Raw genomic sequence first — 13,653 nt, 5'->3', positions numbered from 1 at the left:
GTTTGCATTTTTGGTGAAAATCATCAAGAATAAGGCAAAACACGGTTACGATTAGACAAAGGGGGAGCATGAATGGTCGACAAAATCGACTTGTCTGCGGGAGCGTCCGGCACACAAAGCGGAGCTTCAGAATATGGCGCGGACGACATTCAAGTGCTCGAAGGGCTTGTGGCAGTTCGCAAACGGCCGGGCATGTACATCGGGAGCACCAGTTCTTCGGGGCTGCATCATTTGGTATGGGAAATTGTAGACAACGCGGTGGATGAACATCTCGCCAAGTTTTGCTCTCGCATTGATATTACAATGCATAAGGACGGTTCCATTACGGTATCAGACAACGGGCGCGGTATTCCTACAGGAATGCACAAAACGGGGATTCCTACGCCTCAGGTTGTATTCACCATTTTGCACGCCGGAGGCAAGTTTGGCGGTTCGGGATATAAAAAGTCCGGGGGTCTGCACGGTGTAGGTGCATCTGTAACGAACGCTCTTTCGGAATGGCTTGAAGTAGAAATTTACCGGGACGGCAAGATTCACCGTCAGCGGTTTGAATATTGGCAGGACAAGAAGGGCGTGGAGCATGTCGGGGAACCGACCACAGGCCTTGAAGTGCTGGGCAATACTAACAAGACGGGCTCGAAAATTACATTTAAACCGGATATTCGTGTTTTTCAAGCAGGCATTCATTTTAACTACGATACGTTGGCTGAGCGCCTTCAGGAAATTGCTTTTCTAAATTCGGGCCTTCGTATTCAACTTAAAGACGAACGCAGCGGAAAGTCAGATGAGTATTTTTATGAGGGTGGCGCAAGTCAGTTTGTTGCTTTTCTGAATGAGGGCAAGGATGTGCTGCATGACGTTATTCACTTTAATGCCGAGAAAGAAGACATTGAAGTAGAGATTGCCATCCAGTACAATGCGGGTTATACAGAGACGATTGCTTCGTTCGTTAACTCCATTCCGACACGTGGCGGAGGTACGCATGAAACGGGATTCAAAACCGCTTACACTCGTGTCATGAACGACTATGCCCGGAAAACGGTGATGTTGAAAGAAAAGGATAAAAACTTGGAGGGCAACGATCTACGTGAGGGCATGATGGCTGTAATCAGTGTCAAGATGGCTGAGGTTGAATTTGTCGGTCAGACAAAGGATCAACTGGGTAGCGCTTCGGCACGGAGTACAGTGGATGCCATCGTATCTGAGCAGATGCAGCGTTTTTTGGAAGAAAATCCGCAGATAGCACAAACTTTGATCAAGAAGGCAGTTCAAGCATCCAGAGCGCGTGAAGCTGCACGTAAAGCTCGGGATGAGATGCGTTCCGGTAAAAAGCGCAGTGAAAGTTCCAATTTGAATGGTAAACTGTCGCCTGCGCAGTCCAAGGATTTTACACGTAATGAGTTGTTTATTGTGGAAGGCGATTCGGCTGGAGGATCAGCCAAGCAGGGACGGGATTCCAAAATTCAGGCCATCTTACCGCTAAAGGGTAAGCCGATGAATCCGGAGAAATCCAAACTGGCGGATATTATGAAGAATGATGAGTACCGTGCTATTACAGCAGCTATTGGTGCGGGGGTAGGAACAGAGTTTTCGCTGGAAGACAGCAATTATTCCAAAATCATCATTATGACCGATGCAGATACAGATGGTGCGCACATTCAAGTGCTGTTGTTGACGTTCTTTTATCGGTACATGAAAGAGCTTATTGATGCAGGACGCATATTTATTGCTCAACCGCCATTGTATAAAATAACTCGAAAGTCGGGTAAGCTCGAAACGGTGCGTTATGCTTGGACTGACGAGCAGCTTGATAATTATTTAAAAGAATTTGGACGGAATTTTGAGCTTCAGCGCTATAAAGGACTTGGGGAAATGAACCCTGATCAGTTATGGGAAACAACGATGAATCCCGATTCACGCACCTTGTTACGCGTTCAGATAGAGGATGCAGCCAAGGCTGAACGTAGGGTGTCCACTTTGATGGGTGATAAGGTGGATCCGCGCAAACGCTGGATCGTGGAAAACGTAGATTTCACGGAATACGTAGAGTAGTGCTATCAAAAGAGGTGTATACATGAGCTTATCGGAGCAGTTTTTGCCAGCTTTTCTGGAGGAAGTGGTCGGTGACCGCTTTGGCCGATATTCCAAATATATTATTCAGGATCGGGCGATACCCGATGTACGGGACGGATTAAAACCCGTACAACGTCGGATTCTTTATGCAATGTACGACTCGGGCAATACGCCGGATAAAGCATATCGTAAATCGGCCAAAACCGTTGGGGACGTAATGGGTAATTACCACCCCCACGGTGATTCGTCGATTTACGACGGCATGGTACGGATGGCACAGCCCTGGAAAATGAGTCACGTGCTGGTGGACGGTCACGGTAACTGGGGGTCCCAGGATGATGATCCGGCAGCAGCTATGCGTTACACGGAGGCTCGCTTGTCTCCGATCGCAATGGAAATGCTACGCGATATTGAAAAGCGTACGGTTTTGTTCAAGGACAATTTTGATAACTCGGCCAAAGAGCCTGTTGTGTTGCCGTCTCGTTATCCAAATTTATTGGTGAACGGTTCCAGTGGAATCTCGGCGGGATTTGCGACAGAGATCCCTACGCATAGTTTACGCGAAGTTATTGATGCCAGCATTGCTGTGATGGAAAAGCCGGAGATTGAGTTGGAAGAGATTATGACCTTTATTAAAGGTCCTGATTTCCCGACTGGTGGACTCATTATGGGTGGCGAAGGCATCAAGGACGCTTACCGTACGGGAAAAGGACGCATTTATATTCGTTCCAAAACGGAAATTCAGTCCTTGCGCGGAGGTAAGCAGCAGCTGGTCATTACCGAAATCCCATACCAGATCGTCAAATCAAGGCTCGTAACCGCCATGGAAAATATCCGTTTGGAGAAAAAAGTGGAAGGAATTGCCGAGGTTCGTGACGAGAGTGGACGAAATGGTTTGCGCATCGTTGTGGAGCTGAAGAAGGAAGCCGATGCAGAAGGAATTTTAGCTTATTTGCTAAAAAAAACCGACCTACAGGTGGCATATAACTTCAACATGGTAGCCATTGTGAACAAGGCGCCACATCAGCTTGGACTGAAGTCCATTTTGGAAGCGTATATCGCCCATCAACGCGAAGTTGTCACTCACCGTATCCAGTATGAACTGGAAAAGGCAGAGGATCGTGCCCATGTGCTAGAAGGTTTGGTCAAAGCACTGAACATTCTGGATGAGGTCATTGCAGCCATTAAAGCTTCCAAAAATCGCCAGGACGCGCAAAATAATTTGCAATGGATGTTTGGTTTTAGCGAACGTCAGGCAGATTCTATTTTGACTTTGCAGTTGTACCGTCTCACCAATCTGGAAATCACCACGCTTGAAAAAGAACTGGGTGACATCCAGAAAAAAATCGCGCAATATCGTTCTATTCTGGAAAGTGACCGTAAGCTGATCAGCCTAATTCGCAAGGAACTGTTGGAAATTCGCGAAAAGTACGGCATTGACCGTCGTTCAGATATCCAGGGCGAGGTAGAAGAGATTAAGGTGAACCTGGAAGTTATGGTAGGAGCAGAGGATGTGTTGCTGACACTCTCGAAAGATGGATATGTGAAACGTACAAGTATGTTGTCATTCACTCGTTCAGGCGGGGAACGTTCAAGTTCCGGTGTTAAAGAAGGGGATTACGTTACCCAATTGCTTGATGTGAACACGCTGGATGTATTGCTCGTCTTCACCCAGCGCGGACAATACTTTTTATTGCCTGTACATCAGGTGCCAGAGTATAAGTGGAAAGAGCCGGGCACTCCAATTGTCAACGTCATTCCGTTATCGAAGGAAGATCGTATCGTAAGTGTGATTCCGCTCAAAAACATCGAGGAAATCGGTAAAAGTCTGGTATTTGTAACTAAGAAGGGCCAAGTAAAGCGTACAGAGTTGAAAGAATATGCTACAAAACGTTCTAGTGCCGTAGCCGCCTGCAAAGTAGCAGGGGACGATGAGGTGTTATCGGTAACGTTAAGCGAGGGTACCCGGGATATTATGCTGATTACCCGCGCGGGTATGAGTATACGCTTCAAGGAGCAAGAGGTTAATGCGATGGGCCGCGTCTCGGCTGGTGTCAAAGGTATACAGCTGGCGGAAGGCGATGAAATTATCGCAGCGTTATGGGTAGAAGAGGATGAAGGAGAAGTGTTGGTGCTGACCGAGTCCGGTTATGGTAAGCGTACGCTTCTGTTGGACTATCCTACACAGGGAAGAGGCGGCAAAGGTATCACCACCTTTGAGTTCAAGGAAGGCAAACGAATACGTTCGAATGGAACGCGAATCGTGGCTGCCTTCTATTGCCGTGAAGCAATTCAATTATTTGCGATCACAGCAGAAGGACAAACGATGTCCTTCCTTTCGGAAAAGGCTCCTTTGACTGATCGCAAGGATACAGGCAAGTTGCTGGCTCCAGTGGAGAAGAAGGACGAAATTGTGAATGTGCTGCTGCGTAGTGAGCCGCAAGCTTCTCAGTCCATAGAATAATAGGAAAAGTCAAGCGCTTATTAGCTCGAAAAAGAGAGGTCCTCTCGTGCCATTCCGGCACGAATGAGGACCTTTTTGCCGTCATGGTGTCGAACCCTGACCAGCCTTCAAAACCGAGGTGAGACTTCCTTCCCCTTTTCATTTCATGCTCCAAAAACGGCAGGAAACCGGGGCTGAATGGCGAAAATTTAATGTGATGAAATACAATCCGGACGGTGGCCCATACGGTAACTTTGATGCTTTTACTGACCCTGTTATTTAAAGGAGTGAGGCAAAATGCAAACGACCGAATTTGCGAAAATCTGGTCCAGAATGGCTAAGGATTATAAGGTTCATATGGAGCAGCAGCTGGCTCCATCACTAACGGAAGCTCAACTTACGGTGCTGGAGGTTTTGAACGAATACGGCCGTATGAAACCGTCTCAACTAATCCCATATCTCGCCACCACACCAGCCGCGGTTACGATGCTGCTGGATCGGATGGAGCGGAATCGACTGGTCACCCGTTTCAGAGATGTAAAGGACCGTAGAATTGTATGGATTGTTATCTCGGATCAAGGGAGAGAAGAAGTAGAGCGTGGATTGCGAATCCGGGATGATTTTCTGGGTTCTGCACTAAACCGAATTTCTCAGCACAATCAAAATTTGCTGGTTTATTTGTTGGGGAAAATTACAACGAAGACGAAAACTTCAGTAATGACACGTGAGGCTGAGGGAGTAAAGGAACAAATAGAACGAGCAGAATAACTAGAATGGTGGATACATGAAAGTAGCTGTACGCAGCAGATTATCATTTTAAGGAAATTAGGAGTGCGCGGATGAAATACCTATCGTGGTATTCATACCGCGCTTTTTTGTGTTGAAGTATAGGTGATATTTGGGTGAATGTTGACATTTACATAAGAGATGATAAAATAATAGTTATAAATAAATAACATTTCGCATGCAAATAGTTTCTAATTTATGTATATGCATATGGATTGTGAATTGGGTAATAGAAAGAAGGATGGTTCCAGTGAGTGATAGAGAGGAAGACAGACTTGAGGTGTACCGGATTATTCAATCAATAAGAGAGGTTAACAAAACGATATTTTATGCCTTCTGGAACGAGGAGCAGCATTTGGATCTGACGGCCATTCAGCATATGGCTTTGGCAATTCTGAATAAACGCCCCAACATCGGGTTATCCGAGTTGGCAGACATAGCGCATGTGGGAAGCAGCTCTATGAGTGGGGTGGTTGACCGCTTGACCAAGGCGGGATATATTGCTCGCGGACGGCATGAGCATGACCGTAGATCCTTAGTGCTGACGCTTACACTGGAAGGAAAAGATATCATGAAAAAGGTAGACGCCATGTGGATGGAGCGCGTCTTGCCCATTCTGGACATCCCGAAGGAGCAGCTAGAGATGGTCCTGGATATCCATAAACAAATGATCATGAAATTAACACCGAAGGGAATGAATCAACTTGAGCAGTCCTCAAATGACACTACCAGGTAATGTACGCAGAGCACCCATTGTGGCCGCTCTGTTGATTGGCGCGATTGTAGCGATATTAAATCAGACGTTAATCAGTGTGGCTTTACCGAAAATGATGAGTGATCTGAATATAGATGCCAATATAGCTCAGTGGCTTAGTACGGGCTTTATGCTTGTGAATGGGGTACTGATCCCGGTGACCGCGTTCTTAATTGCCCGTTTCTCTACTCGTAAATTGTTTATTAGTGCGATGACTATTTTTTCAATCGGCACGCTGTTATGTGCTATAGCGCCAAGCTTCAGCATATTGCTGATCGGTCGACTTATTCAGGCCGCGGGAGCAGGTATCATGATGCCATTAATGATGGTCGTTATCTTGAACATCTACCCAATAGAGCGTCGTGGTCGGGCGATGGGAACCTTGGGGATTGCGATGGGTTTTGCTCCAGCCATTGGGCCAACCTTATCCGGTTATATAGTACAGCATTATGACTGGCGGGTATTGTTTTGGATCATCCTACCGATTTCAGTAATTTCGATTGTGATCGGATTTATTTTTCTGAAAAATGTAACGGAGCAGTCTAAGCCTAAGTTGGACATTCCTGGCATCATTTTGTCTACGCTCGGTTTCGGTGGACTGTTATACGGCTTTAGTGATGCAGGAACATCGGGTTGGGGAAGTATTCCGGTCCTGTCTACGCTTATCGTTGGGACAATTGCGCTTATTTTGTTTATTATCCGCCAGCTGAAGGTAGATGAGCCTATGCTGGAGTTCCGTATCTTTAAATACGATGTGTACAGCTTGACGACAATCATTAATGTGATTGTGACGATGGCTTTGTACGCCGGTATGATATTGCTTCCAATTTATTTGCAAAATATTCGGGGTTTTACACCGCTCCAGTCCGGAATGCTAATGTTACCGGGAGCGATTCTGATGGGGCTCATGTCTCCTGTAACGGGGGCTATTTTTGACCGAATCGGAGCGCGTTGGTTGTCTGTAATTGGTTTGCTGATCATGGCTATAACAACTTGGGAATTTACACGGTTGACCGAAACAACCACCTATATGACACTGTTAATTAATTATACGGTGCGGATGTTCGGGATGTCTTTGCTGATGATGCCGATCCAAACGGCCGGGTTGAATCAGCTTCCGCAACGATTGAATGCACATGGTACGGCGATGAGTAACACGCTGCGTATGATTTCCGGCTCAATTGGGACGGCAATTCTGGTGACGGTGATGTCCACACAAAGCAGCAACCGTTTGACGTTGATTGTTACATCTGAGGGACTAACCGTGACGGATAAAGTGGGGATGCTGGCTGCAGGCAATCAAGCTACAATTTATGGGATTAACTCGGCTTTTATCATTGCAACAGTGTTGAGTGTGGCCGCTCTGATTTTAGCGTTTTTTATCAAAAATACGAATGCAAAAAACGCCCATCCCCGTCAACAGCTGGTAAACAGCAAGAAGGGGCAGTCCGTGGCTTCCTCGTCATAAAAGGATAAGATGACGCATTAATTTAATTTTCTACAAAAAAGAACCTGTAACGCATGTGAACAAACATGCATTGCAGGTTCTTTGTGCAAATGGGGATTGAGGATGTAGATATCCAGATGGAGCAGGGCTTTTCGGTTCAAATTTCAGTCGTAATCATGTTCTCGTAAAGCGACCTGGGCCATTCATCCCATGGAAATTGGACAGGAGGTAACGAGTGAAATCTCATATCGTCCTTGCTAACCGGATGCGGTGCTCCAGCGAGTAAGGACCATAGCGCCAGCTGTTGACCGGGCCGACTCAGATGACCCCCATATTTTTGGTCACCGTAGAGGGGACAGCCGATCGCCTGCATTTGCACACGAATTTGGTGTGAGCGTCCGGTGTGCAACTTAATCTGCACGAGACTGAGTCCATCTGCTTGTCCGATTACGCGATACTCCAAAATGGCTTCCTTCGCACCAGCCGTGCCAGGCCGAACCGTTTGAACCGTGTTGGTTCGACTATCCTTTAGCAGGTAATGGGTCAGACGGCCTTGCGGGGCCGTAGGAACGCCATTCAGAACGGCTGTATACAGTTTGTGAAAATGACGACTTCGAACCGACTCTGACAGGCGAGAAGCAGCTTTGGACGTCTTAGCAAAAATCATGGCTCCACCTACAGGCCGATCCAGTCTGTGAACTAAACCCAAAAAAACGTTACCAGGCTTATTGTGTCTAATTTTTAAATCTTCCTTGAGTAAAGACAACAGATCAGGATCACCACTGGCATCCTCTTGCGTTGGAACATTGACAGGCTTTACAACCGCCAAAACATGATTGTCCTCATATAGGACAGGGATGTTCGACTGTGCATGTTCATGCCGAGTAAGTTCATTTTGAGTCATAAGAGGAATTTAAGCCTCCCAGCGTCCGAGAATACCACAAGGCAAATTCAATCCCGAGCGTGTGATCGGCAATCCGATTTCACCAGCGCTAATTTGGCCGCCGTACTTTTGTTGCATTGTCATGCTCAGCATGTTGCGCAATACAGTAGGCGAAATACCTGTAGTATAGGAGTTAATGAGCATGAACAGCGGTTGATCTGAAATGATGCTCATGCAGGATTCGAGAAACGGGTATAAGCTTTCTTCAAGCTTCCAAGTTTCTCCGTTCGGTCCGCGCCCGTAAGAAGGAGGGTCCATAATAATGGCATCATAACGGTTGCCCCGACGTTGTTCTCGTTGCACGAACTTGAATACGTCGTCCGTAATGAAACGTACCGGACGGTCAGCCAGACCGGACAATTGAACGTTTTCCTTTGCCCACTGTACCATGCCTTTGGCGGCATCCACGTGAACCACACTGGCTCCAGCATACGCAGCAGCAGTAGTGGCTCCTCCCGTGTATGCAAACAGGTTCAGTACAGAAATGGGTCTGCCTGCACCTTTGATTTTATCCATCATCCAGCTCCAGTTTGCTGCTTGCTCTGGGAAAAGACCAGTATGCTTAAAGCTGGTCGGTTTAATGTGGAATTTAAGCGGTCCATAGCTAATGGTCCAGCGCTCAGGGATAGGTTTTTTCATATCCCAGTTGCCGCCACCGGAGGAACTGCGGTGATAATGCCCATGAACATTACGCCATTCAGCTGTTTCCTGGGCCAAAGGCCATATGATTTGCGGATCGGGACGACGCAGGACAATATCACCCCAACGTTCTAGTTTTTCACCACCGCCTGTATCCATTACTTCGTAGTCTTTCCATTCTTGTGCTACATACATGTACAATCCATCCTTCAGCAGTCAATTCAGGATTCAGGCAGCAAGCTGCACAGAAATCCCCATATGGAGTCTATTGTACAACAAACCACAGCAACAATCGAATGATTACATAAATAAGTAAGTAGTCACTTGGTCTAAAATATTTTTTCTCGGATGTACTTGTAATTATAGCGCTTCCATATTAAAATGAAGCCAATCCCCCTTGTACGTACAACCATCCGTTTTTTATTATAATAATGAAAATGGAATGAATTGTACGTACATAATATTTTTTTATCAACACAGCTGAAATTCTACTTCATTAAACAGGCCTCTAATTAATTTGCTTATCCATAGGTTTTCAGCCAGCAGCCGCATGTCATGCGGCTGTTTTGCGTATATTTCCCCAAGATTAAACCTAGTTTTTGAAATTAACATTTGACAATGAGAATCATTATCAAATATTATTTGAGTAACAGGGAGTGAAAGCATCCCATATTTCAAATAAAGGTGAGGGATGAACTTGGGTAAAATTATGATTACTTATGCCAGTTTGACCGGTAATACAGAGGAAATTGCGGAATTGATCGCCGAGGGCGTCCGTCAGGCAGGACATGAGGCTGAGTTGAAGGCTTCGTATGATTGCAGCGCGCAAGAACTGCTCGCATATGACGGGTTCCTGCTGGGTGTATATACATGGGGAGATGGTGAGCTTCCTGATGAATTTTTGGATTTTTACGAGGAACTAGACGAACTTGATCTGTCTGGTAAAAAGACGGCAGTATTTGGTAGTGGAGATACATCCTATACGCAATTCTGTGGTGCAGTGGACTTGGTAGAGGAAAAAGTCAAAGAACGCGGCGCATCGGTCATTCAAGAGAGTCTGAAGATTGAATTCAATCCATTGGATGATGATAAGGAGAATTGCCGAGCTTACGGAAGACAATTTGCACAGGCTGGTATTGAAGTGTCCTGAGAAGAGAGTGAGGGATAGGTATGCGCAATAGCGATAGCTTAAGCGGCTTTCCTCTTCTGCACGACTATCAGCTGGAGGAGATGTGGAGAACTCCACAGCCAATCCGTCAATCACAGAGGAAAAGAGGGCGTGAGGGCTGGAATTGGCGGCAACGGGTTCAATATGCAGTAGGGCATGCGCTCAACGAATACTTTGGAATGGAAGTAAAGGTACGGCGGGAAGTCCCTGTCCAGTATGTGCTGGAGAAATGGTGGCCCAAGCAGTCAGACAGCTTTGAATCTTTGTTCCATTATTGGGATGTCAAAAATAAAGTGTCAGGTGAGTTGTCAAAAATTTGTGGCTTAAATAATGACTTGATGATGCCTGTGATGCTGTATGAACAATTTTGTACGTCCGTGCCTGAGTTAGAGGTCAATATTTCACTTATTGTTCAGGCTGCTTGGCAACTATCAGCAGAAACAGATTCCCTGCTCATTCAAAAGTACATCGTTGACTATAATCCTAACGTTATTAGTACATTCCAACATATGACAAATGTATTTTGTTATTACGCATTTGGGGCCCTTCCTCAGCTTATTGAGGTATACTGTCTGCTGGAAGGCAAGAAGGTCCGCTTCATTCCGGGGCCTGCTTCTTTACAGCAATCTCTGGATTATGTGAGGCTATTGAGGGATTCCAAAGATGATGTACATGGGACGTCAGAACGCTGTCGTTGCGGGGGTTGCATGGAAAAGCAAGCTTCTCAAGGGAATAGAATGAATAAGAACACGAAGGAAGGACAGGAGGCGAAAAACTGCAAACAACGGTCAGCTGTACCTACGCCTTTCTCTTAACATTATTGTGTAACCCTTTAATTGTAAACTATCCCTTTTCGTGAAAGAGCCTTGGAAACAAGGTTCTTTTTTATGAAAAAAAATTATGAAAAAACTGAAAATTTATGTTGCCTGAATAGATAAATATATCTATAATATTTCAATGTACAATAGTTATATGAAAATATTTAAATATAAAAGACGGTTTGTGGACCATGGATCAGATTGTCCTATGTACATAAAATAAGTCCTGTCTTTTGCATGGCACGTTGCCATGTGTTTATTTACGTTCTCCATTTGGTTTAATGGCCTAATATTTCAATTTTAAAATATTAGCGTTGAATAATAAAAATTTTTTGGACAACAGGGGTGGAAGAAGTGAGTAAGAAAACTGTATTGCCAATCCTCATTGTACTGCTCGTTCTGAGCGGTGGAGCTATTGGCTACTATTATTGGTATCAAGCAACACACTTTGTTAAAAGTGACGATGCGCGCATTCAAGCCGATCAATATAAGGTAATGCCGCAAATCTCCGGAGAAATAAGCCACATTGATGTGGAAGAAGGAGATGTTGTTCAGCGTAATGAACCGATTGCCGAGCAGGATGTATCGGGGCTGGATGCGAGCATGATCAGCAAGTCCGTACTGCGCGCGCCGATCAATGGAACTGTCATTAAGATTTATTCGAAAGAGCATGAAATCGGATCGCCGGGTAGTGCTGTTGCAACTATGGTGGATATGAACAGCTTGTATGTATCCACGAATATTGAAGAAAATGACATTAACCGCATTAAACCAGGACAGCTTGTTGACATTACGCTTGATGCAGCAGGGGACCAGGTGATTCAGGGTAAAGTTCGTAAAGTAGGCGAAGCCTCCAACGCCGTGTTCTCACTCGTTCCTGCAGTAAACACAAGTGGTAATTTTAACAAGGTGACTCAGCGTGTGCCTGTAGAGATTGCTGTGAACAAGCCGAAGGATCTGAAGCTTATTCCTGGAACGAACGTGGAAGTAAAAATTCATACACCTTAAAAAGGAGGGGTCCATGTGGCTGCCAATGATATTGCTGCTGCTCCTTCGACAGATTCTTCCAAAGAACGCTGGCTTGCCTTTTTCGCTATCGTTTTAGGCGCCTTTGTCGCCATTCTGAACAACAGTCTGATCAATGTCGCCATTCCTAGATTGACGACGGATTTAGGATCTACGACGACACGTATTCAGTGGGTTATTACAGGTTACACGCTTGCATCTGGTGTAATCGTACCGATTACCGGATATATGGAGCAGCGCCTCGGATACAAAAAGTTTTTGATTCTAGCGCTCAGCGTATTTTCGCTGGGAACGGGAATATGTATTTTTGCATGGAGTGATTCTTCCCTGATCGCAGCACGGGTGCTGGCTGGTCTGGGCGGTGGTGTTATTATGCCGCTGAGTATGACGATTATTTACAAAATTATGCCGCGTGAACAAATCGGTATGTCCCTTGGTATATGGGGGATCGCCGCAATGGCAGCGCCGGCTGTAGGGCCTACGCTTAGCGGATATTTGATTGAGTGGTTTAACTGGCGGTTCTTGTTTATTGTCAGTGTGCCGGTTGCTTTATTTGCAATTTTAATGGTTATTCTTCTAATCAAAGAGCCGCCTAAAGTAGAGCCGAAGCCGTTTGATCTACCGGGCTTTTTGCTGGCCGCAACTTGTGCCGGAACACTCTTGTACGCATTGACCAACGGCCAGCGTGATGGCTGGACTTCTTTTGGAATTGTATCCCTGCTGTTTATTGCTTTCTGGGCACTTGTTTTTCTGATCTATGTAGAAAGCGGCAAGGATAATGCTGTAATTGAAATCTCATTATTCAAGAATTCAAAGTATACGATTAGTGTTATTGCCTCTAGTCTGGTCATGATGGGGATGTACGGAGGAACGTTCCTAACACCGTTGTTTTTGCAAAATATCCAGCGTGTGTCACCGATTGATACTGGTATTATCCTCATTCCACAGGCCATTGCCATGGCGGCTATGATGCCTATTGCCGGGAAGCTGTTCGATAAGTTCGGAATTGTGCCTTTGGGGCTTGTGGGCCTGACGCTAACCAGCTTTATGACCTATCATCTTCACCAGCTTACGCCAGATACTTCGCATGCCTGGTTGGAAACCGTAATGGCATTACGGGGTCTGGGAATTGGTATTTGCATGATGCCATTATCCACGGTCGGTATGAATGCCGTTCATCCGAGCAAGGTAGCCAATGCATCTACAGCATCCAATCTGGTACGTACTGTAGCTGCATCTATGGCGATTGCAGTGCTAACCGCCATTATGCAAAGCCGTTCGGCTGCTCATGCCCAGCAAATTTCGGAGTCCATTACACCAGACTCGGCTCATACGCTACAAGCGACATTGGGCAGCTCATGGATGTCATCCATAAGTAGTTTAATCACACTAGATGCCACATCAAGAGGGATTGGGGATACGTTCCTCATTTCATCCATACCGCTGTTTTGCACGATTCCACTAATCTTTTTGTTTATTCAGAGGAAGAAAGCAAAGACACAGCCGGAAGCTTAATCAAGGAACTATAAAATACGACTGGATGACTTACATTATTT

General features: G+C 45.7%; 11 protein-coding genes. 9 read left to right on the top strand and 2 right to left on the bottom strand.

Going from position 1 to position 13,653, the window contains the following annotated elements:
* Positions 1-72 precede the first annotated feature (72 nt).
* The 5 genes from parE to NSQ57_RS13975 all read left to right on the top strand — a co-directional run bounded on the left by parE (position 73) and on the right by NSQ57_RS13975 (position 7,524).
* A complete protein-coding gene (gene parE, locus NSQ57_RS13995; protein ID WP_039271190.1) occupies positions 73-2,052 on the top strand; it encodes a DNA topoisomerase IV subunit B in 1,980 nt (659 codons plus the stop codon).
* 22 nt (positions 2,053-2,074) lie between these two features.
* On the top strand, positions 2,075-4,537 hold the full coding sequence (gyrA, locus tag NSQ57_RS13990; protein ID WP_069010644.1) for a DNA gyrase subunit A: 2,463 nt from the start codon (positions 2,075-2,077) through the stop codon (positions 4,535-4,537).
* 276 nt (positions 4,538-4,813) lie between these two features.
* Positions 4,814-5,284, top strand: coding sequence for a MarR family transcriptional regulator (locus NSQ57_RS13985; RefSeq protein ID WP_039271193.1), 471 nt, complete (start codon positions 4,814-4,816; stop codon positions 5,282-5,284).
* Positions 5,285-5,552: 268 nt separating this feature from the next.
* Positions 5,553-6,038: a MarR family transcriptional regulator gene (locus NSQ57_RS13980; RefSeq protein ID WP_342424951.1), complete on the top strand. Its 486-nt coding sequence runs from the start codon at positions 5,553-5,555 to the stop codon at positions 6,036-6,038.
* Positions 6,022-7,524, top strand: coding sequence for a DHA2 family efflux MFS transporter permease subunit (locus NSQ57_RS13975; protein WP_342426131.1), 1,503 nt, complete (start codon positions 6,022-6,024; stop codon positions 7,522-7,524). Before NSQ57_RS13980 ends, NSQ57_RS13975 begins: the two co-directional genes overlap by 17 nt.
* 136 nt (positions 7,525-7,660) lie before the next feature.
* Here NSQ57_RS13975 and NSQ57_RS13970 read toward each other — a convergent pair whose 3' ends face one another.
* Positions 7,661-8,407, bottom strand: coding sequence for an RluA family pseudouridine synthase (locus tag NSQ57_RS13970; RefSeq protein WP_318627196.1), 747 nt, complete (start codon positions 8,405-8,407; stop codon positions 7,661-7,663).
* 9 nt (positions 8,408-8,416) lie between these two features.
* On the bottom strand, positions 8,417-9,280 hold the full coding sequence (locus NSQ57_RS13965) for a class I SAM-dependent methyltransferase (protein WP_028540694.1): 864 nt from the start codon (positions 9,278-9,280) through the stop codon (positions 8,417-8,419).
* Between the two features lie 496 nt (positions 9,281-9,776).
* Between NSQ57_RS13965 and NSQ57_RS13960 the strand changes: the two genes are divergently transcribed.
* The 4 genes from NSQ57_RS13960 (at position 9,777) to NSQ57_RS13945 (ending at position 13,612) form a co-directional block, all read left to right on the top strand.
* Positions 9,777-10,235 (top strand): flavodoxin, encoded by a 459-nt coding sequence (locus NSQ57_RS13960; RefSeq protein WP_039271202.1) that lies wholly within the window; start codon positions 9,777-9,779, stop codon positions 10,233-10,235.
* A gap of 20 nt (positions 10,236-10,255) precedes the next feature.
* Complete coding sequence (locus tag NSQ57_RS13955; protein ID WP_342424950.1) at positions 10,256-11,068, top strand: hypothetical protein; 813 nt, start codon at positions 10,256-10,258, stop codon at positions 11,066-11,068.
* Positions 11,069-11,425: 357 nt separating this feature from the next.
* Complete coding sequence (locus NSQ57_RS13950) at positions 11,426-12,079, top strand: HlyD family efflux transporter periplasmic adaptor subunit (protein ID WP_069010635.1); 654 nt, start codon at positions 11,426-11,428, stop codon at positions 12,077-12,079.
* Positions 12,080-12,094: 15 nt separating this feature from the next.
* Positions 12,095-13,612 carry a DHA2 family efflux MFS transporter permease subunit gene (locus NSQ57_RS13945; protein WP_061831583.1) on the top strand — a complete coding sequence of 506 codons (1,518 nt, stop codon included), beginning with the start codon at positions 12,095-12,097 and terminating at the stop codon, positions 13,610-13,612.
* Positions 13,613-13,653 lie beyond the last annotated feature (41 nt).

Origin of the sequence: Paenibacillus sp. FSL L8-0502 (assembly GCF_038593055.1) — a bacterium.
GTDB lineage: Bacteria > Bacillota > Bacilli > Paenibacillales > Paenibacillaceae > Paenibacillus > Paenibacillus polymyxa_D.
The sequence above is the reverse complement of the archived record's forward strand: the minus strand, read 5'-3'. Positions and strand labels throughout refer to the sequence as shown.